Here is a 22286-nt window from a genome sequence, read left to right as displayed (position 1 = left end):
GGGCTGTCTTATGATAGAGTCCTCATCTTTCTCCGTACCAGACATCCTTTAACCTAATAAGAAATATTGAATTAATGAATAATAAAACAATTGTAACCCATGATGGCAATTTTCATGCTGATGATGTATTTAGTGTCGTCTGCTCTAAAATATATATTCCCAGATTATGCGCTAGTGCGCAGTCGAAATCCTGAGGTGATTAAACAGGCTGATATCGTATTAGATGTTGGTGGTGAATATGATCCTGAAGCGGGACGTTTTGATCACCATCAACGCGGTGGTGCGGGTGCCCGAGAAGATGGAACGCCATATTCTTCCTTTGGCTTAATTTGGAAAAAATATGGTGCGACTATCTGTAATGATAATCAAGACATTGCAAATTCCATCGACTCAAGTTTAGTGTCTAGTATTGATGCGATTGATTGTGGTTATGTTAAAGGAGTTTTAACTGGCGTTAGCCTTAGCCAAACTATCTCGATGTTTAATCCGACTTGGCAGGAAGAAGGGGACTTTGATGGCTGTTTTAATCAAGCCGTTGAGTTTGCATCTTGTATCTTAGGGCGTTTTATCGCCTCTGCGACAGGCGGTATTAGTGCAAAAGCAATCGTTGCTCAAGCAATTGAAAATGCTCAAGACCCAAGAATCATCGTATTAGAAAAATATACCCCTGGAAAAAAACGGTACATTCCTTATCAAAGGAAGCTTTATATGTTGTTTATCCATCACAATCAGGCCAATGGAAAATTCAGACTGTGCCAATGGAGCTAGGCTCATTTGAAGACAGAAAAGAATTACCCAAAAACTGGGCTGGACTAGAGGGTGAAGCACTACAGCAAATAACAGGGCTAGATGACGCAATATTTTGTCATAATGGCTTGTTTATCGCGGGTGCTAAGTCATTTGAAAGCATCATGAAAATGGCTAATATGGCTGTTGTTGAAGAGTAATAAAGTTAATTTATAATCCTTGAGATAGCCATCGCATATATCTGCTTTCTTATTGCTTATGGTTTTGTTTATAATAGCGTTTTCTTAATTCATTACAGGTTACAATATGAACGATACTAAAACATTACCCGATTTACCTGATCGCTTTTCTGGCGACCCTCGTAGTCCTTTTCATATCGAAGAAGTGTTTGAACATGAAATTGGTATTCGTCTAAACGGTAAAGAGCGTTTTGATGTTATGGAATACTGTATCAGTGAAGGTTGGGTAAAAGTGTCTGCACACAAAGCTTTAGATCGTCGTGGACAACCTTTATTACTCACTAAAAAAGGAACGGTTGAAGCTTTCTACCGTTAAACAAATGTGATTACTCTGCACTTATGATAGAGAATCAATAAATGGCGACCCAGCAATGGCTCGCCATTTTTATTTTTAAATACAATATATGAAATTGTATTGCTGTTGTTTTATGTTTATAGCAATTTTTTGGGGCGATTTCCCTATTATTTGTTATTTTAGGTGATTAATAGTCTTTATATTGCTTGAACTTAATTTTCTATTTAATTGTTCCTATTATTTAAATTTAGTTTTATATTTTTATAAGTTGTTGTTTTAAATATGGTTGTGTTATTGGGATTTTAGTTTTTTATTGTTTTCCTATTTCTTTTTATTTGTATTATTAATCGCACTCTTTATTTTAATACAAATTTTAATACAAAAGATTCTATTTGGTGATATTTGTCACAGACAAGTTTGTTTTTGTCGTCCATTATAGCCCCACTTGATAAATACAACTTAATCCAAACATATTTTAATTGGTATTTGTCAGTTTGGAGGAAACTCCAAAACTTATTAACTAATGAATAACAATTATTAATTGAAATAAGCGACAAATAAGGAACAGAAGATGACGAAGAAGATATTAGCAATAACTGCTTGTACTGCTGGGGTTGCCCACACCTATATGGCCGCCAAAACCTTAGAAAATAAAGCTAAAGCACGTGGCTATGAAGTCAAAGTTGAAAAGCAAGGTGCAAATGGTATTGATGACCGTATTACTAAACAAGATGTTGAAGAGGCAGATGGTATCATTTTTGCAACGGATGTTGGTATCGCTGAAATGGAACGTTTCGATGGTCTTCCTTTTGTAAAAGGAAAAGTAAAAGACGGCATTAAGAATGCTGATGCAATGATCGACGCACTTGAGCAGAAGATTGCGACTAAGGGAGCAACTAAAAAAACAACAAAATCTGCGGCGCCTTCAACTAATGCCTTTGCCGAAGAAGAACAAAGTGGTCTTATTATGGGCTTCTTTAAACAATGGTACACAGGAGCATTGTCTGGTGTTTCTCATATAATACCTTTAGTTATTATTGGTGGTCTTTGTGTTGGTTTACTTAACTTATTTTTTGGTTACGACTATACACATCTATACAATTTAACACCTGAACAACTCGGTGATAAAGAGTTTATGGCTGACTTTGCCAACACTTTCCAAGGCATTGTTCATTATGTTTATTACATTGCCCTAAAAGCCTTTAACCCATTATTGATTTGTGGTTCTTGTCGCCTTTACTGCCTATGGCATGGTCGGTAAACCAGGTTTAGCACCCGGTTTCGTTGGTGGTTATGTTGCGGTAGGTGGAACTTTCGGTAAATTAACTGTTATCAGTGGTGGTTTCATTGGTGGTTTAGTTGCCGGTGCTTTAGCACGCTTTATTTGTCATGTTGATCCGTCAAATCAAAGTACCAGCAGTACTTGATTCAGTAAAAATGATCATTGTTACCCCGTTGATCGCTGGTATTTTAACTATCCTATTCATGTTAGTTGGACCTGGTAAGTTCTTCGCATTCTTAAATACATCACTTTTTGATTTCTTAAATGCAATGAGTGGTTCAAATTTATTAATTCTTGGTTTCCTTTTAGGTTGTATGTCTAACCTTGATATGGGTGGACCGATTAATAAAGTCGCCTACCTATTCTGTATCGGTGCGGGTACAAATGGTAATACTGAGTTCTATGCGACCTTTACTGTCGCTAAATGTATCCCAGGTATGTCACTCGGTATCATGTCCTTTGTCTTCCCTAAATTCTTCGATGAAGAAGACAGACTCGCAGGGCCATCAACAGCAATTCTAGGATTCTGTGGTATTACCGAAGGTGCGATTCCTTACGCAGTTAAAGATCCAATTGGTATTATTCCTGCACAAATGATTGGTGGTGGTGTTGCAACAGGTCTTATCCTTTCATCTAAAATTCAAATCGGTACGATTGCCGGTGGTGCAGTATTCATGTTACCAGTGATTAGTGAGCCTCTAGCTTGGTTAGCTTACTTCATTATCGGTATCGCAGTCTCAATGGCATTAACATTTGCAATTAAGACGATGAGAAAAAGTAAAGTAGTGGTCGCTTAAGTTAATTACAAAAGCAGTAACTATAAAAAAAGAGATGCTCAAGGGCATCTCTTTTTGTTTGTCTAAAATAAAATGTGTTTATCTAAAGTAAAAATAATCTTCTTTATTATCTGGTAAAGGAGAGCTATCTCTAAACCTGCAAAACCTTTTCTTACATAAAAATTCTATCTGTGTTGTTATCCACTAACAATTTGATCCCGTATTTAAGTTGTTAATACAGAAGTATTCTATCTATCCACATGATTATGGTTTGATAGTATTGTTTTAAATGTTTGATTATTTACTTGAAATTGCTATGGTGTATCAAATTTAAATAAATTAAGTCGTTCTGTCTATCTACTGTTAATACAGAACGATTCTGTTTAATAGCGCAAATGGAGTATAGTGCAACTCATGCAATACTTTGATCCGCCAACCATTGATAAACAGATATTAAGGAAGGCTAAAATATCTGATATTGAGATAATCCCAATAGAGCCACATGAAAATGCGACTCCGCAAAATTATCTTAATAATGTCAAAAACTATATTCATTTATACGGTGGTCAAATACAACTTGGTTGGATCTTCTTAATTATGGGTAATTTAGCTCTTAAGCTAACAGCCCATGCTGTTGTAAAGCGTGGTGATGATTCTTTGCTATGTGTAACACCTAATGAATATAGAAATAATAAACTTAGATTTTCACCTGATGATTCTATTGAGTGTTTAATTAAGAATAATTTTCTGCCAATGAAATTCATACCTCTCATTCAAAATTCGACTTTGAATGAGTACCTTGATATTGAGAGAGATATGGATGAATTAAGGTTAGAAAATAGCGGTGTAGTTAAATCAATAGATATTCAGCTGATGCACTTAAAAGCCTCTGCATTATACCCTTCGATTTTAGAGCTTGCTAAAAAGCATACTCATAAAAATGACTTCTGTTTTTGTGGTTCAAATAAAAAACGGAAAAAATGTTGTGGCTAATGCAACATAAAAAGCGCATCAAATCTGACGTCTCACATTGTCCGATTTTTTGCATAAATAATAATGACGCAAAAAAGCTTCCAACATGTTTCGCGACTTATGCGGGCGTTATTAAGGCAAAGGAGGTCTATTGAAATACTCAAAGTATGCATTGATTAGCATTGTAGCTATTGCATTTATTACATCAGGGGTGTTTTTCTTTGTTATGTATAATAATGGAATAAGTAACCTTAATCATTCAACACAAGATTGGGGCGCATTTGGCTCATATATAGGTGGCATAGTTGCACCTTTTGCTTCTTTGATTGCTGGAATATTGGTTTACCAGAGCCTTAAAGCTGATACATATTACAGAAAACTCGAGCTTATAAGAGAAAGTTTACTGAGATTAGATTCTGAGTTTTATAAAGTATTAACTAATCCAACACAAATTCAATTCGATAATGAAAGTAATGTAAGTATTGAGAGGCTAATTATTCTTATTAGCAACGATAAAGTTACTCTTAGTGACGAATATGAGCACGCTCTTATTAGTTTATTACGTAACCTAGCGATTATTAGCAGAGCTATAGAGCATTATTTGTTTTTAATGGATTCGTTTGATGCAAATATTAGAGATAGAGATTGGCTAATTAATACAGAGAAGTCTTATTGGGTATATCGATATGCAAGAATATCAAATAGATTGGAAACTATTTTTGGTATTTCCAAAATTAATGAAGTATTTAGTAAAGAAGAAATAGCGTCAGCTAGATATCTTGGATTCATTTCTAAATAAGTCTTATAACGAGGTAATTAAGGGGACTAAAATAGTGGGTTACGTTTCGCTTCGCGCCACATTACAACCTACTGCTTTAGTCTGCTTATTGTGGTGCTATATTTGTAGGAGGAAGTATGTGTTTTGAAGAGAAGTTGGCTGTCGCCCACTCTGAGTTAACAAGTGCTGGTATTAAAAACTCCAATCCTTTCATCTTGAAGTTGCTGAGGAGAATAGGGTTGCGTAAACGCCCATTTTATTATTCAAATTTTATTAGTAACTTGGTTTTCTTTACTTGCCTGTGTACTTGTTTATACATGGTTATTTCAATTTTAATTGATGTTCTTTTTAACGATGTATCACTATCAGAACTATTAATGGAATATATTAATCACAATGCATCTCTATCAAAACTAATTATGGAAAGCATTAATAAAGGTGTACTTTTCGGTTTTGGTTTTTCAATTCATTACATATATTTATTTAAAAAACATAAGCTTTCCTCATGGAATGATTTAAACCTAGGTTAAAAGATGCAATACATTAAAAGATGAGCAGAATATTTTCATCTTTTAACGTATTGTTTTGTTTCATGATGTGACGAGCGAGTTGTGGTTTTTTAAACTGTTTTTTTAGGGTTTTCATCTTTACTGATATCAGTTACTTCATCAGTACTATCAGCTGTTTTTTCATCGGTTTCGGTCGTTACTTCAGCAATACTTTCAGAAACGTCTTTTACATCATCAGATGTTTCAGCGTTATTGCTATCCGTCTCTTTATTATTCTGCGCTGGTTCTGTATCAGTATCAGCATCATTAGACTCGGTTAGGGCATTATCTGGTTTATCGGTGTCATTAATATCCAAGCTAGCTTCACCGTCAACAGATGCGACTTGTTGTTCTGAATTATCAGCTTTAACTGTTTCCTCGTTTTTAATTGGTGTTTTTTCTAATAGGGAAAAGGAGTTAAATCTGCATCGCTTAACAAATCTTGAGATTGGTCTGCCATATGCTTATATAGCGATTGATAGCCGCTAGCAACTTCACCCATCAATTCAGCCGTATTTGTGAAATGGCTATTAACCTTAGCTTTATACTGTTCTAATTCTGATTTGGTTTTATCGATTTCTTCTTGTTGTGTGCTTACTTTACTTTTTCCTATCGCGAAGTGATAAATAACAAAACCAACAATGATCCCCACAATAAAACTGCCAAAAATAGTTAATATTTCGTTCATTTCATAAACTTCATTCATAGTATTTCCTTTTATATATAGGGCTAATAATAATATTCGTTTTTTTTGATTTTACAAAAGAAGCCACAAGGATCAGGCTTTTCATTCTTACTTTTGTGATAAATGACCATGAGTGTGCCCTTATGGTCAAATGGTAAAGGCCAAATTCTGCTATTTAAGCTTAGTGTTTAATACGGTGACCTTATCGTATTATTCACTAACCTCTGAATCACTTCGATACGCGTAGGTATCGGCAAATCGCGATAAGATCCAGTCTCCCGCAGTAACATCTTTATATTGCGATTTTTCTCCCTCTGCTAAACAGGAATTTACGGTAGAAACTTTGGTATCAAAGTCTGGTTCAACAAAGAAGGGCATTGAGAAACGTGTTGTTTCTGAGGTTGGGCTGGTGACACGATGAGGTGTCGATTTATAACAATCGTTAGTCCAACGTTGCATTAAGTCTCCAATGTTAACCACAAAACTGTTTTCCACAGGCGTTGCGTCTAACCAATCGCCATTTCGATCTTGCACTTGCAACCCGCCAATTTGGTCTTGATATAATAACGTAATACAACCGTAATCGGTATGTGCACCTGCACCATTTGATTGGATTTGCTGAGGAGGGTAATGAATAAGTCTTAACACACTAATTGGACAACTAAAACTCTGACTAAAAAGTCTATCGGTAGTTTTAATGCTAAGGCCATCGCCTTTAATAAGCGTAATGCTACTTGCAAACTCAGTTCATATTGTTGATGCATTAATTGCACAAATCCATCAAGGTCAGGATACTGATTCGGTCCATATAACTGAGGGCAACGTTCAACCTGTGGATGATAAGGGCTTAAATCTAACGCCATATCGAAGGTTTCTTTATGATCACTAGGGCCATTTGGGTCTAGTTTTTCGGCGCTTACCTGTCCCCAACCGCGATGATTCGTTGAATGCTGTATGTTTATCTTTTTGTTTAATTTCTTCTGGTAAGGCGAAGAATTTTTCTGCCATTGCTTGTACTTTGGTAAATTGCTGTGCAGGAATACCATGACCGGTTACATAAAAAAAGCCAGTATCACGACAAGCACCATCAATGGCTTTTATAACCTCTTTCCATTCACTTTGGTTGTCACTTTTTAATGCACTGATATCGATGATAGGTAAAGCTAAAGTCATAGAGATAAGTCCTAATGTTTAGTTATTGTTGTTTTACTTTACCACTACAGAGATGATTTTGGTGACATTTGTAATTTCTTTATCTAGAGAAGAAAAGCAACTTGATGCCTGAAATGACGAGGGAGTTTTTATTCAATGCAGAAAGCATCAAGCTTACATTAAAAGATTGATGCTTTCTGGCATAGATATTAATGGCGTTTGCTTTTATTAGTATTGCTATGTCGTTTAGAAATTAAGGTGAATTTATAATCAGTTGTTGTAAATTGGTTACGACTATATTCAAATACGGTGCCATCATCTAGAAAGCTTCTAGTGCGCTTTTCGATAATAGGTTGCTGTGGATCTATTTTTAATAACTCAGCAATTTCCTGGGAAGGCAAAATAGGGATTATTTCCTAGCTCACTTCGATCAATAACCATACCTTTGGTATTTTCAATGTAGTCATATTTAGATTTTTGCATCACATCGAAACTTAAATCTGGAAAAAGGTGAACGGGCATCCAGGTTTCTTCTACTGTTATTGGGTGGTCTTCAAGGCGACTGAACACGTTTTACATGAAAGATTTGATCCGACTCATCAATATTAAGATGCTCAGCCATAGAAAGACTGGCAGGTACTATTTCAAATACCAGCACTTTACTATGAGGCGTAACATTAAGATGTGCCCATTTCTCATTGAAGGTTGATTGCTTGTAAATATCGTAGTTAACTTTATTTTCTTTTACGTACGTACCGCTACCTTGAATACTTTCAAGCTCTTCGTTTTCGATTAATAACTTAAGTGCTTGTCGGATGGTCACTCGACTGGCTGAAAACTCCGCGCCAAGTTGCGCTTCGGTTGGTAATGCCTCGCCGACTTTGTATTCATTATCACGTATCTTTTCTCGGATAGTATCTGCGATCTTTCTGTACAGTGTGACTTTTGCCATATCAATCTCTTTTTAAATACAAATAATTGGTTTTGTAAAGTTGTACTATAAATTTTTATTATCTGCAATACAATTTAGCATAATAATCAGATTGGTATCACTTTTTGTTTACATAAAGCTTCTTTAACTCTTAATTACTTGCATCTTTAACACAATAATCCGACTTATTTTATGGATTTATATAACTGCTTAACTCAAATCTTATATATAAACCTCTCTGTTATTGCTCTATAAATTTTTAAAATAAAACAATTTAAATACAAATAAGTATTTTGTATGATACAAATAATGTTAAACTAGATCTCGATCACGGAAAATATGTATCTAATCGTTATGATTGTCACCGTTGAATACTTAACAATCAAATTCGCAGGATGAATGGAGTAATATTTTATGACTATAACAACGCTAACGAATAGTGCTTTGATCACTTTGCAAACGACCTTTACAGATAGAGACGAAGCTATCCAGGCGCTTGCAGATCAACTTGATCAGCAGGGTAAGTTACACGATAAAGCACAATACCTAGAAGCAGTATTTGAGCGAGAAGCACATGGTGCGACTGCATTAGGCGAAGGTCTTGCTGTCCCTCATGGTAAATCTGATGCGGTAAAAGAAGCCAGCTTTGCAGTAGCTACACTTAAAAACACTATTCAATGGCAGGGTATCGATGAAGATGAAATGGAGGAGGTTAATCTAATCTTCTTATTAGCGATCCCAAATGCCGAAGCGGGTTCTACTCACATGAAAATTTTGACGGATTTAACCTCTGTATTGGTTGATGATGACATTCGCGAAGCCGCACTTAAAGCAACAACCGCAGAGGAGTTGATTGCAATACTCGGCAATGAAGAAGTGCAAGAAACACCCGTTATTGATTCAAGCAAAATAACTGCGTTAACCAGTGAAGCATTAATCAATCTTAATACGAGTTTTAGCGATAGAGATTCTGCTATTGAAGCACTTGCAGAACAACTTTATCAACAGGGTAAATTACATAATAAAGCACAATACCTCGAAGCTGTATTTGAACGAGAGGCTCATGGTGCGACTGCATTAGGCGAAGGTCTTGCTGTTCCTCATGGTAAATCCGATGCGGTGAAAGAAGCAAGTTTTGCTGTGGCGACACTTAAAAGCACCATTCAATGGCAAGGGATAGATGAAGATGAAATGGAAGATGTTAATTTAATCTTCTTATTAGCGATTCCAAATGCGGAAGCTGGTTCTACCCACATGAAAATCCTAACCGATTTAACCTCTGTACTTGTTGACGATGAAGTGCGCGAAGCCGTTTTGCGCGCAACATCTGCACAGCAATTAATTAAATTGCTTGATGGTGAAGAAGCACCATCAGAAGGAAACAATAGTGAAAATAACACCGCCAACAATACAGCAAAAAGTACAGAAACATTCATAGAAACTGAGTTTGTAGAAGACGCACCTGAGAAGTTGTCTTTTATGGAAAAAATCTCACGTGCAATCAAAAAACTACTTTCTTAATTCCAGATAAAAACAAGGTACAACATTATGACTACATCACGCGTACATATTACCCCACACATGCATTGGGATCGTGAATGGTATTTCACAACAGAGGAATCTCGTATATTACTTGTGAATAATATGGAAGAAATTTTACAACGTTTAGAAACTGATCCGGACTACAAATACTTTGTGCTTGATGGACAAACAGCGCTACTAGAAGACTATTTTGCGATTAAACCTGAAAGCACTGAACGTGTTAAAGCACTGGTGCAATCAGGAAAATTAATTGTAGGCCCTTGGTATTCGCAAACTGACACAATGCAAGTGTCGGGTGAGTCGATTGTACGAAATATGATGTATGGGATTCGTGATTGCATGCAGTTTGGTGATGCAATGAAGATAGGTTATTTACCAGATTCATTTTCAATGAGCTCGCAATTACCGATGATTTATAATGGTTTTGATATTAAGCGTACTATGTTTTGGCGTGGTTGTTCAGAGCGTCATGGTACGGATAAAACAGAATTTCTATGGCAATCTAACGATGGCAGTGAAGTGGCGACTCAAGTATTACCACTTGGTTATGCGATTGGTAAGTACTTACCAGAAGATACACAAGCATTAACTAAACGTTTAGATACTTACTTAAAAGTATTAGAAAATGCGTCGGTAACAAAAGATATCCTTTTACCTAATGGTCACGATCAAATGCCTATTCAAAAGAATATTTTTCAAGTGATGGATAAATTACGTGAAGCATACCCAGATCGTGAATTTATGATGAGTCGTTTTGAAGAAGTATTTGAGCGTATTGAAGCAGAAAAAGAACAACTCGATACTATTAAAGGTGAGTTTAACGACGGTAAGTACATGCGTGTGCATCGTTCTATCTCATCTACTCGTATGGATATCAAACTGATTCATGCTGAAGTTGAAAATAAAATTGTTAATATTTTAGAGCCACTTGCCTCTATCGCTTATCAACTTGGTTTTGATTATCACCACGGTCTGATTGAGAAAATGTGGAAAGAGAGTATGAAAAATCATGCTCATGATTCAATCGGTTGTTGTTGTTCAGATAAAGTGCATGCAGAAATATTAAATCGTTATATTCTTGCGGATGATATGGCCTCTAACTTAATTAACTTTTACAAACGTAAAATTGTTGATCACATGCCTGCCCATGAAGACTGTGACAAAATCGCTTTATTTAATTTGTCTCCTTATATGCGTGACGAAGTAGTTAATACCACTATCACTATTCGTGCTCAACAATTTAAAATCTTTGATGATGCAGGTAATGACGTGGAATATTTCATTGAAGCACAACGTGAAATAGACCCAGGTAAAATCGATCGCCAAATCGTGCATTATGGAAACTATGACCCATTCATGGAATTCGATATTCAATTAAAAGCGGCAATACCAGCAATGGGATTTACAACTTTTCATATCAAAGCCAATGAGCAAGGCACATTAAAGACCACTGAGCAAAAGCCAGATGATGTATTAGAAAATAGTTTCTATAAAATCACTGTTAATAGTGATGGTACTTTAAGTATTTTTGATAAAGAAACTGCACAAACCTATGATCAAGTACTTAAACTTGAAGATGGGTCTGACGACGGTGATGAATATGATTACTCTCCATCACGTCAAGAATGGTTATTATATTCAAATCAATTTGATGCAAAAACAAACATTGAACACCAAGCTTTACAATCAGTTGCAACCATCAGTTTACGAATGAATGTGCCTTCTAACCTCGAAGCTCGAGAAGCGCGAAGTAACCAAGATGGTTATGTGGATTTTATTTGTAAGGTGACGTTAAAACAAGATTCACGTCGTATTGATGTGACCATGGAATTAGATAACCAAGCAGATGATCACCGTGTACGTGTGCTTGTACCTACGACATTAGTTACTGACTCAGTGGTTGCAGATAATCAGTTTGGTTTAATTACTCGCCCAACCAATGATCCTGCTATGGAAGTTTGGATCGATGAAAAGTGGAAAGAAGCACCAGTTCCTATTTATCAATTAATGAATTTTGCGACGACTGGAAGATGGCCAAGCAGGCATGGCTATTATGAGTAATGGTTTGCGTGAATTTGAAGTGATTGCTGATAAAACAGAACAACGTGATACCTTTGCATTAACTTTGTTCCGTGGTGTTGGTGTATTAGGTAAAGAAAATCTATTATTACGCCCAGGTCGCCCATCTGGTATTAAAATACCTGCGCCTGATTCACAAACTCGCGGTAAAATTGTTTGTAACTTTGCGTTATTCGGTTTTGCTGGTGACCACATTAAAGCAAATGTCATGGCTGAAGCCCGTGATAATGTAACGCCAATTCAGTGTTATAACAAAATTCCTTTTAATGCGATGAAACTAAATGTCGGCGAGCAAAATCTGCCATTAACCTATAGTTTATTAAGCACTGATAAATCAGGTGTTGTGTTAAGTGTGCTCAAAAAAGCAGAAGATCAAGATGCTCTGATTATCCGAGTTTATAACCCTTCAGAAACAACAGCTGTATCTGGGCTGGTAAACTTCACATTACCTGTGACACAATGGACGGAAACATTATTAGATGAAACGCCTAAAGCAGATGTCATAGCGTTACCATTAGAGGACTTTGGGACATTAGCACCTTGTCAGGCGAAAACATTTCTTGTTAAATTTTAAACAATAATTTAATTGAATGCCTCTTATAATAAGGGGCTATAAGGTGAAATGATGAAAATTGTAATCGCACCGGACTCCTTTAAAGAATCCCTTGATGCAATGGCCGTTGCAAGTTGTATCGAAAAGGGATTTTCTGAAATATTTAAAGATGCTGAGTTTGTTAAATTACCTTTGGCTGATGGAGGCGAAGGGACGGTTGATGTTTTACTTGATTCTTTAAAAGGTGAAAAAAATACAACCAGGTTAGTGGTCCTTTAAATACACCCGTGAATGCACATTGGGCCTTAGTTGATAATAATAGCACGGCATTAATTGAGGTTGCTCAAGCTTCTGGATTAGACTTATTGAAACCAGAACAACGTGACCCATCCGTTGCCACAACTTTTGGTACTGGTGAGTTGATTAAACATGCCATGGATCTTGGCGTAACAAAAATCATTCTTGGCCTAGGTGGAAGCGCAACCAATGATGCCGGCACGGGTATTGTTCAAGCCTTAGGTGGAAAGCTTTTAGATGCTCAAGGAAAGTCCATTGGTACTGGCGGTTTGTCATTACAAAAGTTACAAACTATTGATCTCACAGAGGTTGATCCGCGTTGTAAAGGGATAGAATTAATCATTGCCTGTGATGTTGATAATCCACTTTGTGGTGAAAATGGAGCGAGTTATATTTTTGGACCTCAAAAAGGTGCTGAACAGCCTTTACTCGACCAATTAGATAATGCGCTTATGAATTTTGCACAAATATCGACTCCAATATTGGGGATTGATCATACTAATACTCCTGGTTTTGGGGTCGCTGGTGGCACGCCGATGGGCTTGTCATTATTATTTGATGTGCAAATTAAACCCGGTATTGAAATGGTACTTGATGCTGTTGGAGCGGATGAATTATTGCTTGGTGCCGATCTGGTGATTACTGGAGAGGGGCAAATGGATAATCAAACCCTGCAGGGTAAAACGCCCTATGGTATTGCTAAGCGAGCACAAGCGAGTGGTATTCCTGTGATTGCGATTGCTGGCTCGCTTGGCCAAGAAGTCGAAGCACTTTATTCAAAAATAACCGGGGTCTTTGGCACGGTTCGTAGCCCTCAAAATTTACAACAAGTATTGCTAGAAGCGGATAAAAACCTAACACGTACCGCTCGTAATATTGCCGCTATCTTAAAACTCGGCAAGGAAATATAATGAAAAATGTAATTTTTAAATTAGATAATGTTATTCAAGATTACCCTTGGGGTAGCAAAACAGCACTATTAGAGTTATTTGGTATTGCTAATCCTAATGACCAATTTCAAGCTGAAATTTGGATGGGCGCACATCCTAATGGTTGCTCTAAGGTCGCTAACAGCGGTGAATTATTATCAGATGTAATTAATAATGATCCGAGTGCTGTGCTTGGACAATATACACATCAACGTTTTGGTAATTTACCTTATTTATTCAAAGTATTATCCGCTCAAAAACCCTTATCTATTCAAGTACATCCTCGTTTAAGTCGTGCTCAGGAAGGTTTTGCGCGTGAAAATGCATTAGGTATTCCTGTTACTGCTAGTAACCGTAATTATCGCGATGCTAACCATAAACCCGAATTGGTTTATGCGTTAACATTCTATAAAGCAATGAACGGCTTTCGTCCTATTGAAGAGGTTATTTCGTTATTTAAGCAAGCTAATATAAATACTTTAACTGATGAATTAAGTGAATTAATTAAAGTACCTAACGCAGATAGTTTAGAAGCGTTTTTTACTGCTGTAATGAACTTAGATGGCCAGCGTAAGCAAAAAGCATTAGATGAACTACAAATCAGTTGTCAATCAAGGGTTAAAACAGCGCTTGCACGTGAAGCATTTGCTTTGAGCTGTGAATTTAGAAATGAATATGCTGATGATATCGGCCTGTTTGCACCATTAATGCTTAACGTGGTTGAATTAGCGCCCGGTGAAGCTATGTTTTTACATGCCGAAACACCTCATGCTTATATCAAAGGAACCGGTCTTGAGATAATGGGCAACTCTGACAATGTACTGAGGGCTGGATTAACTCCTAAATATATTGATGTTGCAGAACTTATTGCTAATACCCGCTTTGATTCGATTCAGCCAGAGGATATTAAATTAGCACCGGTTTCTATGGGGAATAAATTAGGTTATCCGATCCCTGTTGATGATTTTGCCTTTGAAATCATTACTTCAAATGAAAATAAAAAACAGCAGTTTGTGAGAAGTGCAGAAATCCTGTTTTGTATTGAGGGTGAAGCAAGTATTAGCAGTAATAATGAAACCATTGTTTTGAAACCTGGTGAATCATTGTTTGTTGCAAACAATGCCATTTCATTTGAATACCAAGGCGATGCGCTATTAGCCAGAGCTTTCAATTAATATTTAAATTAAAGTATCTATTCAGCACCCATTAAAACTGAGTGCTTTTTACCAAAATAAAAACGTAAATGCTCAGGGCTAAGCTATTTATGCTTAGTTCAAGGCGAAAAAGCGCAGTTTAGTGGTTTAAAGACTGCGTACGTCCTGTACTCCGCCCTATGGGCCATCCTGTGGATGTTCAAATTCATTCCCGATGAATTTGTGAGCATTTTTCAACGAAGAAATAGGCTTAAATAGCGACGGCCTGAGTAGTTACAAATTAAATTAAAGGAAATTTTATATGTATCAAAAAACAGTGACTATTACAGCGCCAAACGGTTAATACCCGTTACCAATCAATATGCATTTATCAGTCGCTAGCTCGGACTCCAAGACAAGGCGCAATATGATGACAATGGTCAGCCTTTATCGAATATTGCAACGCCGTATTGGTTTTCGAGCTAGCGACCCACAGGGCAAGTTGTGAGGTAAACATCTTCGTTGTTGTAAAGTCTCGATTTAACCTATTAGATCATCACCTTTACGCCTAGAATCTGTTCACCTCACAACTTGCTGATTTTTGCATATTGAATGATAACGGGTATAGAACTCGCCCTGCGACTCAGTTTGTAAAAACAGCTAAAACATTTGCTTCGGATATTTCTATTGAAGTAGGCGCAAAATCAGCAAGTGCTAAAAGTTTATTTAAATTACAAACTCTTGGTCTAGTGCAGGGTACTTCTGTCAATATCAAAGCAGAAGGCGAAGATGAACAGAAAGCAGTGGACGAATTAGTTGCAGTAATGGCAACGCTTGAATAGTTATTACTGAGTAATAATTAGGATAACTCTGTTTATACGGAGTTATCCCTTGTCTAAAACTTCCTCTATTTTTCATTTCTATTTTTCATTTCTCTTTTTACTGATGTTGTCTTTCTTTATTTCCCTGATTCATATTAAAAGTCACTGTCATTTGTGTGTTAGTATCTGTTAATTAGTTATTTAGTTTAGAGAGAAAAAAGTGCCCTATAGTGAGCTATTAACCCCGATTAAATCATTTCTACAATGCGAAACTCCTGATGCTTGGATTGAAGTCGCGATTAAACCTGAAAACTTTCCTATGTTGTTATTGGACCACTTAGTCTGTGAATTAAAAGCGGCCCAATCGGCGATGTATTTAATTCGTAAGTATGCGATTGATAAAGAAAGTGGGGATGCGTTATTAGCTTTATTGAAACCCTTTGAACAATTTATTTACAAAAGAGAAGGGGATTGGCGTGATTTAGCACTTAAAAATAAACTCACTAAATCGGTATTAGCAAAATCTGATTCTCCCTATGGGCAAGATTTGATTGATAAGATGGTGTTATTAATTAAAGAAGAGTTACATCATTTTTATCAGGTGCTGGAAATGATGGATCATTATGGTGTTAAATATGACAGCATTACCCCATCACGTTATGCGAAAGGCATGCTAAAACATGTTAAAACTCATGAGCCGGATACTTTAATTGATAAGCTTATTTGCGGTGCTTATATTGAAGCTAGATCCTGTGAGCGTTTTGCCAAAATAGCGCCACATCTTGATAAGCATTTGGGCGATTTTTATGTGTCGTTATTACGTTCGGAAGCACGTCATTATCAAGATTATTTGTCACTTGCTCAATCCATCTCAAAGGAAGATATTTCCGAGAAAGTCGTACACTTTGGGAAAGTAGAAGCAGAGTTGATTTTGGCACCAGATAACAATTTTAAGTTTCACAGTGGCGTTCCCTTTGACGCTTAAGCCGTGCTCAAAAATATTTATTATTGGCTTGCCTAGAACGGGCACAACTAGTATTAGTGTGGCGTTATTAGAGAAAGGCTTTAAAGTCGCTCATACCGCTTTCACACAACGCACATTTGAATTGGCAGAGGTTATCTCTGATTGCCCTTGTTTTTCAGATTATCAGCAATTAGACCGGTTATTCCCAGGTTCTAAATTTGTGTATTTACAAAGAGAGTTATCATTGTGGCTACCTTCGATGCAAAGGTTATTAAGCAAAATGGCGCCTCATTTACAGCCTAAAACGGGGCATTTTAATCCCGTGTTAAAACGTAGCTTTGAGCAAACCTTTGAGCTATCTCGTATTAATGTAATAACTGATGAGCATTTACGTTATTGTTATAATAATCATCAGAAACAAGTTGAAACCTATTTTAAAAATCGACAAGATCTATTATCGATTAATATCAGTGAACCTCGTAGTTTAGCAACCTTGATGAGGTTTTTAGAAGTCGACGGTGAACATTCCGATGAAAACAACCAAGCATTTCCGCATCTTAATCAAGGTTCGCAAGTATCAAATTGGAAAGCTTATAAGCATAAAAATAAAATAAGTAGCCTAAGTGCAGGTAAAAATCATCGCAAATTTTTTGATTACCAAATTTAGGCTTTTACTTTGATGGCATTAATGGTATTAACCCATCCAATGACAAAAATTTAGGAAAACCAATGAACCAAGATTTAGATAATTTTTTAAAACAAAACTTAAGAAACGAAAGTTACTTATCTGAAAATGCAATTTTGCAACAAGGTTTTGAATTGCTGAAGGTACAATTATCTGATTACCTGCAATCACAGGGCTTAACTGCTTATACTTTTACTCAGGCAATTAAAGTGGGTAGGAAAAGTAATAATCCAGAAACTAACGGTCGATTCTGGTCTGCTTTAGAAGCGTTTTATTTAGCAGTCGGAGATGCTATTGACCATAAAACGAAACATAAACGTTGGTTACGTTTTGTGAATATTATTGAAAATTTGCAAGGCTATTCTGGTAGTTTGTTAATTGAAGATAAGCATATTCGCTCTAAACGTATTAAACGCTTATATTTAGCTTACATCTTAACCTGGGAGCATTTACGCTATATCGCAGGTAATGAAGATGATTATAATCCAAGTGAATTAGTGCTAACCACTTTTACCGGTGAAGACGTACATTTCCACTAAGTTGTTAGTTAGATTGATGCTCACCTTAAATTTGTTTCTGGTTAGCATCAAGTCTGGTCTATTTCAGGCCGTTTAATGCTTGCTATGATTTGGTCCAAATCGAACTCTATCCTGGCCAGTTTGAAAAACTTCTTCCGTTACCCAGCGAGATAAAATCAATTGTTGGTTATCATCTAAAACAGCCACAAAACGTCGACCATCTTTGTTATTGGTTGCCATTGCAACTCCTGCTACATTGGTTAATCCTAGACCGCCAGTTTCGACAGAAACTAAAAATGTTTCTAGCTCTTCAAGGTTGGTGATGATATCGGTTTTTTGCTTCATATTTGTTTCTCTTTGGAATGTCTACTTTGGTTTTGTAAAACACGAAATGTTACGGTGTTTATTAATATACCCGTTATCATTCAAGATGCAAAGTTCAGCAAGTTTTGAGGTGAGTAGCTTCTAGGCAGAAAGTTGAAGATCTAACTGGTTAAATCAATACTTTCTAACAACGAAGATGCTTGCCTCAAAACTTGCCCTATGGGTCGTTAGTTCGAAAAGCAATTCAGCGTTGCAACATTCGATAAGGGCTAGCCATTTAAGATGTAAATACTTGTTTTTACATCTACCGGCAGAGGATTAACTTAGTTAATCGCTCGAGAGGTCATCATGTTGCGCCTTGCTTTACTGTCCGAACTAGCGACTGAACAAAGCACCTTGATTGGTAACGGGTATAGATGGCAAATGCTAAAGAGCTTCGAGTTTGCATCTATGATGATGATTTAATATTTCTTTGGCAGTAATAATTCCACAGCAATGACCTAAGTCATCATTAAGCACAATCACTTCATTGGCTTTTTCTAAAAATACTTCTTCAATTTCAGTGATCTCAGTTGTATCTTGAAAGGCAAAAAAGGCTTTGTTGATAACTTGATGGACACGTTTCTCTAATGTAAGCAAATCTCGTTGTTGTTCACTTTTTGTATCAAGGTAGGGGCTAAGCACTTTATCTAAGTTTGCCTTTGTTAGGACGCCAATACATTTATTTTTCTCTATAACTAGTAAATGCTCTACTGAATGCTCTTTAAAGGCCTGTTTTGCCTCTAATAAACGTTCATCTGAGGAAATCGTAATAAAATCTGTTTGCATAATTTCATTAGCAATAACACTCTGTGGTTTAAAACAAAGTGGCATTAATTCTGATTTAATTGGGTTTCTAGAACTACTCAAAATACTATCTAAGCTGAGTGGTTTACTGAAAATATAACCCTGTAGCATATCGACTTTAGCACGGGATAATAGTAATAATTCCTTAGCCGTTTCGATACCCTCGGCAATAACTTTACCACCCATTTTATGAGTTAAACGGCATAACATTTCAATCATCAAATATTCATTACTATTTAGTGTAATGTCGGTGACAAATGATCTCATCAATTTTAACGATATTGACTGGTAATTTGTTTAAGTATGTAAAGGAAGAATAACCTGTACCAAAGTCATCTAATGCAACGCTAATGCCTTTTGCTCTTATTTTTTCGACCCAAACACGCTGTTGGTTAAGGTTGTCGAATAATGCAGACTCTGTTAACTCAATAGTTACTGTATTTAGGTCGATATCGGACTTAGAGAGCACCGTTAAGGTGTCTTTTAGACAACAACTGGAAATTTTATCGTTTGACAGAGAGCGATTAATGGTAATGCCAATATCATCTATCAAATAATGTTGACGTATTTTTTTAATATCCTTTAATGCAATCTTAGTGACTGCCATATCAATTTTATCAACCCAGCCATATTGCTCGGCAATTTCAATTAACTCTTGAGTATCGTATTCAATATCAGTGTCTAGTTTGAGCCTCATTAATGCCTCAAACTTCACTATACGCATGCTTTTAATATCTACAATTGGTTGATAATAAACTTCTAGATGATCAGACTGTAATGCTTGATGTAATAATCTTGATAATGTTTTTCTTCGATTAAAACGTTTTGCTAGGCGAGGATCAAAATAATTAATCGTTGAGGCATTTTTGTTTGGGCTAGTAATTAAGGTTTGTACACTGTGAGCAACTAATTGTTGTGTACTTTTTGCATCAACATAAAGTACGGAAACTCCCATATTGATAATAGAAATGAAGTCTAACTGATTCTCCTGAGCACCTCCGCTTAATACACTTAACATATTTTGGATAAGGTTATTTACTTGGTCGGCACTTTTTTCAACAACCCACATGCCAATAAAAATATCGTGGCTAATTTCGCCAATAAAACCGCTTGAATCAGATTCAGAGAAGCGTCGCGAAAGTAGCCATTTTAACATAGAGTCACTGACTTTTTGTAACAGGGTAATATTGAATGCTCGCGACGGCTAAGGTTTCCTCTGAGGAAAGTGAGGTAAACTTTTCTTCCATTTTTTCAATGAAAGTTTCCTTTGATAATAAGCAGTTTTGGCTCAATCTAAGGTCTAAGGGGTTATTAGCTAGAATTTGTGTAGAGTAATCTAGTTTTTTTGATTCAGCGATATAAAAGTGGTTGTTTTGAGAAAGCTCAATACGTTGAATTTTGACATCATGAGCATATATTTCGCCATGTTTGTTTTTTACTAATATTTCACCAGCCCAAATTTTTTCTTTATCAACAATATGCCAAAGTTTTTTATAGAACTCTGGGCTGTATTGCCCTGATTTTAAGATATTTGCCTGTTTACCTATCGGTTCGTTTGGCTTATAACCTGAATTTTTTAAGAATTGTTCATTGGCTTTAATAATTACATGATCTTTATCTGTAATTAAAATGGCATTACTAGCGCGGTTAAATAAAATTTTAACCAGTTCATCTTCTTCGTTAACACTAGGGAAGCCCATTAAGAAATCAATTTTTCCAAAAATAATATTGTTTTTATTTTTTGTATAATCGATGGATAAATTAACTAAATAACGTTTATCAAAAATGTTAATCAATATTGAAGTGGTAAATAATGCCTGTGCTTCGATAACTTTTTTAAAAGAGTCTTGTAACTCATTCACGCGACGGCGATCAAAGGTACGCAAATAATTGAGGTAAGTCTAAACAGTTTTTTTCTGGATTTAATAGCTGAATGAGTTTTTCATCACATTCAAACAGCCCTGATTTTAGGTCAACTTGCCAATGTAAAATTAATTGTTCAAGGTTTATATCAGAATAGGGCTGAGTATTTGTCATAAAAATGAATTACCTATCAAGTTTCAATGAGCTTTAAAGTCGCCTGTCTCATGTGCTTGGGTTGTTTTAGTAAAGATATCATATTTAAAACATTTTCATAGTAAGATCATGATCTTAAATGAAATTATATTTTTTGATTTTTAATCAATAGTTTACTCATTACTTAATTCATCAGTTAAAAAGGCGATCAATAAAGAGACTTTTACTGATAGATAACGATTATTAGGGTACATAGCCCATATTTTCTGTAAGGGAGGGCGGTAGGCTGTTAAGCATTCAATAAGCTTTCCCTCTTTCAACGCTTGATCAACATAATAATCAGGTAATTGTACTAAGCCAATGCTTTTAATTGCGGCGTCTAATAAAGCGAAACCACTATTACAAGTGATATTACCTTTAATGCGAATATTACGTTCATTACCATGATCTTGAAATGCCCATAGGGATGAACTGCCAATTAAGCAGTTGTGATGTTGCAGTTCAGATAAACTAAAGGGTGTTCCATATTGTTCGATATAATCAGGTGATGCACAAACACGTAATTGTCGTTGACTGAGTTTTTTAGCCATCATGGTTGAGTCTTCTAAATAACCAATGCGAACAGCTAAATCAATATTGTCTTTGATAAGGTCTAAGGTTTGATTGGAAAGAATTAATTTTAGTTTGAGATCAGGGTATTGTTTCATAAAGCGATTTAGCAGTGGTGAAATTATTTGTTCTCCATAGGTGATTGGTGCAGTAACAGTCAATAAGCCTTTAGGTAATTGTGATAGATTGGATAAGGCAAGATCAGCCTGTTTTAGGCCCTCAATGAGGCTCTGACAATGTTTAAAGTAATGGGCTCCTGCTTCAGTTACTGTAATTTTTCGTGTGGTTCGTAATAACAATTTAGTAGATAACCTTTGCTCTAGGCTAGCGACCTTACGGCTGACCTGGGCGACAGAGGTATTGAGTTGCTTTGTCGCTTTAGTAAAACTGCTAGTATCAACCACTGCGACAAATTCATTAATGCCTAACCAATTATCCATTTATTATCCTGTTCGTTTTGTTGCTGATGTACTTACGTTATTATACTATTACAAATATGTAATTAAGTTTTGTATTTTTACGGGATTGTTACTTATATTTTGTAAACTATAATCTATCCATATCA

The 22286-nt window shown here is 36.0% G+C and carries 31 protein-coding genes and 1 pseudogene; 18 read left to right on the top strand and 14 right to left on the bottom strand.

The window, feature by feature from the left end; genetic code table 11:
* Positions 1 to 114 precede the first annotated feature (114 nt).
* From ACLKMH_RS19030 to ACLKMH_RS18990, 9 genes are all read left to right on the top strand, one after another.
* A complete protein-coding gene (locus tag ACLKMH_RS19030) occupies positions 115 to 768 on the top strand; it encodes an MYG1 family protein (protein ID WP_413699521.1) in 654 nt (217 codons plus the stop codon).
* Positions 759 to 947: an MYG1 family protein gene (locus ACLKMH_RS19025; RefSeq protein WP_413702399.1), complete on the top strand. Its 189-nt coding sequence runs from the start codon at positions 759 to 761 to the stop codon at positions 945 to 947. The genes ACLKMH_RS19030 and ACLKMH_RS19025 overlap by 10 nt, the downstream gene beginning before the upstream one ends.
* A gap of 106 nt (positions 948 to 1053) precedes the next feature.
* The gene (locus ACLKMH_RS19020) at positions 1054 to 1302 is read left to right on the top strand and encodes a DUF3297 family protein (protein ID WP_413699520.1); all 249 of its coding nucleotides are present in this window, start codon (positions 1054 to 1056) and stop codon (positions 1300 to 1302) included.
* Positions 1303 to 1852: 550 nt separating this feature from the next.
* Positions 1853 to 2542 carry a PTS fructose transporter subunit IIB gene (locus ACLKMH_RS19015; RefSeq protein WP_413699519.1) on the top strand — a complete coding sequence of 230 codons (690 nt, stop codon included), beginning with the start codon at positions 1853 to 1855 and terminating at the stop codon, positions 2540 to 2542.
* Entirely contained in the window at positions 2532 to 2708 is a 177-nt protein-coding gene (locus ACLKMH_RS19010) for a hypothetical protein (protein ID WP_413699518.1), read from the top strand. The genes ACLKMH_RS19015 and ACLKMH_RS19010 overlap by 11 nt, the downstream gene beginning before the upstream one ends.
* Positions 2671 to 3360, top strand: coding sequence for a hypothetical protein (locus tag ACLKMH_RS19005; protein ID WP_413699517.1), 690 nt, complete (start codon positions 2671 to 2673; stop codon positions 3358 to 3360). The genes ACLKMH_RS19010 and ACLKMH_RS19005 overlap by 38 nt, the downstream gene beginning before the upstream one ends.
* Positions 3361 to 3744: 384 nt before the next feature.
* The gene (locus ACLKMH_RS19000; protein ID WP_413699516.1) at positions 3745 to 4332 is read left to right on the top strand and encodes a hypothetical protein; all 588 of its coding nucleotides are present in this window, start codon (positions 3745 to 3747) and stop codon (positions 4330 to 4332) included.
* Between the two features lie 130 nt (positions 4333 to 4462).
* Complete coding sequence (locus ACLKMH_RS18995) at positions 4463 to 5110, top strand: hypothetical protein (protein WP_413699515.1); 648 nt, start codon at positions 4463 to 4465, stop codon at positions 5108 to 5110.
* 116 nt (positions 5111 to 5226) lie between these two features.
* The gene (locus tag ACLKMH_RS18990; protein WP_413699514.1) at positions 5227 to 5619 is read left to right on the top strand and encodes a DUF6404 family protein; all 393 of its coding nucleotides are present in this window, start codon (positions 5227 to 5229) and stop codon (positions 5617 to 5619) included.
* Positions 5620 to 5708: 89 nt separating this feature from the next.
* Here ACLKMH_RS18990 and ACLKMH_RS18985 read toward each other — a convergent pair whose 3' ends face one another.
* The 8 genes from ACLKMH_RS18985 to ACLKMH_RS18950 form a co-directional block, all read right to left on the bottom strand.
* The gene (locus ACLKMH_RS18985) at positions 5709 to 5954 is read right to left on the bottom strand and encodes a hypothetical protein (protein ID WP_413699513.1); all 246 of its coding nucleotides are present in this window, start codon (positions 5952 to 5954) and stop codon (positions 5709 to 5711) included.
* An 83-nt stretch (positions 5955 to 6037) separates the two neighbouring features.
* Entirely contained in the window at positions 6038 to 6343 is a 306-nt protein-coding gene (locus ACLKMH_RS18980; protein WP_413699512.1) for a YhcB family protein, read from the bottom strand.
* Between the two features lie 189 nt (positions 6344 to 6532).
* The gene (locus ACLKMH_RS18975) at positions 6533 to 6970 is read right to left on the bottom strand and encodes an isopenicillin N synthase family dioxygenase (protein WP_413699511.1); all 438 of its coding nucleotides are present in this window, start codon (positions 6968 to 6970) and stop codon (positions 6533 to 6535) included.
* Entirely contained in the window at positions 6964 to 7278 is a 315-nt protein-coding gene (locus tag ACLKMH_RS18970; protein ID WP_413702398.1) for a hypothetical protein, read from the bottom strand. Before ACLKMH_RS18970 ends, ACLKMH_RS18975 begins: the two co-directional genes overlap by 7 nt.
* On the bottom strand, positions 7208 to 7495 hold the full coding sequence (locus ACLKMH_RS18965) for a 2-oxoglutarate and iron-dependent oxygenase domain-containing protein (protein ID WP_413699510.1): 288 nt from the start codon (positions 7493 to 7495) through the stop codon (positions 7208 to 7210). Before ACLKMH_RS18965 ends, ACLKMH_RS18970 begins: the two co-directional genes overlap by 71 nt.
* 188 nt (positions 7496 to 7683) lie before the next feature.
* Positions 7684 to 7875: a UTRA domain-containing protein gene (locus ACLKMH_RS18960; RefSeq protein ID WP_413699509.1), complete on the bottom strand. Its 192-nt coding sequence runs from the start codon at positions 7873 to 7875 to the stop codon at positions 7684 to 7686.
* Positions 7853 to 7996, bottom strand: coding sequence for a hypothetical protein (locus tag ACLKMH_RS18955; RefSeq protein ID WP_413699508.1), 144 nt, complete (start codon positions 7994 to 7996; stop codon positions 7853 to 7855). The genes ACLKMH_RS18960 and ACLKMH_RS18955 overlap by 23 nt, the downstream gene beginning before the upstream one ends.
* Positions 7997 to 8027: 31 nt before the next feature.
* Positions 8028 to 8426: a GntR family transcriptional regulator gene (locus ACLKMH_RS18950; protein ID WP_413699507.1), complete on the bottom strand. Its 399-nt coding sequence runs from the start codon at positions 8424 to 8426 to the stop codon at positions 8028 to 8030.
* Between the two features lie 393 nt (positions 8427 to 8819).
* Here ACLKMH_RS18950 and ACLKMH_RS18945 point away from each other — a divergent pair, with 393 nt between their 5' ends.
* From ACLKMH_RS18945 to ACLKMH_RS18905, 9 genes and pseudogenes are all read left to right on the top strand, one after another.
* Complete coding sequence (locus ACLKMH_RS18945; RefSeq protein WP_413699506.1) at positions 8820 to 9926, top strand: fructose PTS transporter subunit IIA; 1107 nt, start codon at positions 8820 to 8822, stop codon at positions 9924 to 9926.
* 27 nt (positions 9927 to 9953) lie between these two features.
* A complete protein-coding gene (locus tag ACLKMH_RS18940; protein ID WP_413699505.1) occupies positions 9954 to 12008 on the top strand; it encodes a glycoside hydrolase family 38 C-terminal domain-containing protein in 2055 nt (684 codons plus the stop codon).
* A complete protein-coding gene (locus ACLKMH_RS18935; RefSeq protein ID WP_413699504.1) occupies positions 11962 to 12600 on the top strand; it encodes a glycosyl hydrolase-related protein in 639 nt (212 codons plus the stop codon). The genes ACLKMH_RS18940 and ACLKMH_RS18935 overlap by 47 nt, the downstream gene beginning before the upstream one ends.
* A gap of 48 nt (positions 12601 to 12648) precedes the next feature.
* Positions 12649 to 13787, top strand: a pseudogene (locus tag ACLKMH_RS18930) (glycerate kinase).
* Entirely contained in the window at positions 13787 to 14980 is a 1194-nt protein-coding gene (gene manA / locus ACLKMH_RS18925) for a mannose-6-phosphate isomerase, class I (protein WP_413699503.1), read from the top strand. Before ACLKMH_RS18930 ends, manA begins: the two are co-directional and overlap by 1 nt.
* Positions 14981 to 15543: 563 nt before the next feature.
* Complete coding sequence (locus ACLKMH_RS18920) at positions 15544 to 15780, top strand: HPr family phosphocarrier protein (protein ID WP_413702397.1); 237 nt, start codon at positions 15544 to 15546, stop codon at positions 15778 to 15780.
* A gap of 199 nt (positions 15781 to 15979) precedes the next feature.
* Positions 15980 to 16744, top strand: a complete 765-nt coding sequence (gene miaE / locus ACLKMH_RS18915) for a tRNA isopentenyl-2-thiomethyl-A-37 hydroxylase MiaE (RefSeq protein WP_413699502.1) — start codon at positions 15980 to 15982, stop codon at positions 16742 to 16744.
* Positions 16734 to 17390, top strand: coding sequence for a sulfotransferase (locus ACLKMH_RS18910; protein WP_413699501.1), 657 nt, complete (start codon positions 16734 to 16736; stop codon positions 17388 to 17390). Before miaE ends, ACLKMH_RS18910 begins: the two co-directional genes overlap by 11 nt.
* 62 nt (positions 17391 to 17452) lie before the next feature.
* Positions 17453 to 17947, top strand: a complete 495-nt coding sequence (locus ACLKMH_RS18905) for a hypothetical protein (RefSeq protein ID WP_413699500.1) — start codon at positions 17453 to 17455, stop codon at positions 17945 to 17947.
* 72 nt (positions 17948 to 18019) lie between these two features.
* On the opposite strand, the gene ACLKMH_RS18900 is transcribed toward ACLKMH_RS18905, so the two are convergent.
* The 6 genes from ACLKMH_RS18900 to ACLKMH_RS18875 form a co-directional block, all read right to left on the bottom strand.
* On the bottom strand, positions 18020 to 18271 hold the full coding sequence (locus ACLKMH_RS18900; RefSeq protein WP_413699499.1) for a hypothetical protein: 252 nt from the start codon (positions 18269 to 18271) through the stop codon (positions 18020 to 18022).
* Between the two features lie 405 nt (positions 18272 to 18676).
* Positions 18677 to 19315: a CBS domain-containing protein gene (locus ACLKMH_RS18895; RefSeq protein WP_413699498.1), complete on the bottom strand. Its 639-nt coding sequence runs from the start codon at positions 19313 to 19315 to the stop codon at positions 18677 to 18679.
* Between the two features lie 13 nt (positions 19316 to 19328).
* Positions 19329 to 20252, bottom strand: coding sequence for an EAL domain-containing protein (locus ACLKMH_RS18890; RefSeq protein WP_413699497.1), 924 nt, complete (start codon positions 20250 to 20252; stop codon positions 19329 to 19331).
* A 4-nt stretch (positions 20253 to 20256) separates the two neighbouring features.
* Entirely contained in the window at positions 20257 to 20958 is a 702-nt protein-coding gene (locus tag ACLKMH_RS18885; protein ID WP_413699496.1) for a PAS domain-containing protein, read from the bottom strand.
* A gap of 10 nt (positions 20959 to 20968) precedes the next feature.
* Complete coding sequence (locus ACLKMH_RS18880; protein WP_413699495.1) at positions 20969 to 21133, bottom strand: hypothetical protein; 165 nt, start codon at positions 21131 to 21133, stop codon at positions 20969 to 20971.
* Positions 21134 to 21285: 152 nt separating this feature from the next.
* The gene (locus tag ACLKMH_RS18875; protein WP_413699494.1) at positions 21286 to 22161 is read right to left on the bottom strand and encodes a LysR substrate-binding domain-containing protein; all 876 of its coding nucleotides are present in this window, start codon (positions 22159 to 22161) and stop codon (positions 21286 to 21288) included.
* Between the last annotated feature and the right edge of the window lie 125 nt (positions 22162 to 22286).

It is taken from the genome of Psychromonas sp. KJ10-10, assembly GCF_047323245.1.
In the GTDB taxonomy this organism is placed as follows: Bacteria; Pseudomonadota; Gammaproteobacteria; order Enterobacterales; family Psychromonadaceae; genus Psychromonas.
This window is presented reverse-complemented; position numbering and strand designations above follow the sequence as displayed.

Bases quoted from the DNA above. Each gene is read 5' to 3' on its own strand.
- ACLKMH_RS18980 (WP_413699512.1), bottom strand. From the start codon at position 6,343: ATGAATGAAGTTTATGAAATGAACGAAATATTAACTATTTTTGGCAGT.
- ACLKMH_RS19025 (WP_413702399.1), top strand. From the start codon at position 759: ATGGAGCTAGGCTCATTTGAAGACAGAAAAGAATTACCCAAAAACTGG.
- ACLKMH_RS18950 (WP_413699507.1), bottom strand. From the start codon at position 8,426: ATGGCAAAAGTCACACTGTACAGAAAGATCGCAGATACTATCCGAGAA.
- ACLKMH_RS18905 (WP_413699500.1), top strand. From the start codon at position 17,453: ATGAACCAAGATTTAGATAATTTTTTAAAACAAAACTTAAGAAACGAA.
- ACLKMH_RS19020 (WP_413699520.1), top strand. From the start codon at position 1,054: ATGAACGATACTAAAACATTACCCGATTTACCTGATCGCTTTTCTGGC.
- manA (WP_413699503.1), top strand. From the start codon at position 13,787: ATGAAAAATGTAATTTTTAAATTAGATAATGTTATTCAAGATTACCCT.
- ACLKMH_RS19030 (WP_413699521.1), top strand. From the start codon at position 115: ATGCTGATGATGTATTTAGTGTCGTCTGCTCTAAAATATATATTCCCA.
- ACLKMH_RS18895 (WP_413699498.1), bottom strand. From the start codon at position 19,315: ATGATTGAAATGTTATGCCGTTTAACTCATAAAATGGGTGGTAAAGTT.
- ACLKMH_RS18940 (WP_413699505.1), top strand. From the start codon at position 9,954: ATGACTACATCACGCGTACATATTACCCCACACATGCATTGGGATCGT.
- ACLKMH_RS19005 (WP_413699517.1), top strand. From the start codon at position 2,671: ATGTTGATCCGTCAAATCAAAGTACCAGCAGTACTTGATTCAGTAAAA.
- ACLKMH_RS18890 (WP_413699497.1), bottom strand. From the start codon at position 20,252: ATGTTAAAATGGCTACTTTCGCGACGCTTCTCTGAATCTGATTCAAGC.
- ACLKMH_RS18945 (WP_413699506.1), top strand. From the start codon at position 8,820: ATGACTATAACAACGCTAACGAATAGTGCTTTGATCACTTTGCAAACG.
- ACLKMH_RS18965 (WP_413699510.1), bottom strand. From the start codon at position 7,495: ATGACTTTAGCTTTACCTATCATCGATATCAGTGCATTAAAAAGTGAC.
- ACLKMH_RS18990 (WP_413699514.1), top strand. From the start codon at position 5,227: ATGTGTTTTGAAGAGAAGTTGGCTGTCGCCCACTCTGAGTTAACAAGT.
- ACLKMH_RS18900 (WP_413699499.1), bottom strand. From the start codon at position 18,271: ATGAAGCAAAAAACCGATATCATCACCAACCTTGAAGAGCTAGAAACA.
- ACLKMH_RS19015 (WP_413699519.1), top strand. From the start codon at position 1,853: ATGACGAAGAAGATATTAGCAATAACTGCTTGTACTGCTGGGGTTGCC.
- ACLKMH_RS18880 (WP_413699495.1), bottom strand. From the start codon at position 21,133: ATGACAAATACTCAGCCCTATTCTGATATAAACCTTGAACAATTAATT.
- ACLKMH_RS18875 (WP_413699494.1), bottom strand. From the start codon at position 22,161: ATGGATAATTGGTTAGGCATTAATGAATTTGTCGCAGTGGTTGATACT.
- ACLKMH_RS18955 (WP_413699508.1), bottom strand. From the start codon at position 7,996: ATGCCCGTTCACCTTTTTCCAGATTTAAGTTTCGATGTGATGCAAAAA.
- ACLKMH_RS19010 (WP_413699518.1), top strand. From the start codon at position 2,532: ATGGTCGGTAAACCAGGTTTAGCACCCGGTTTCGTTGGTGGTTATGTT.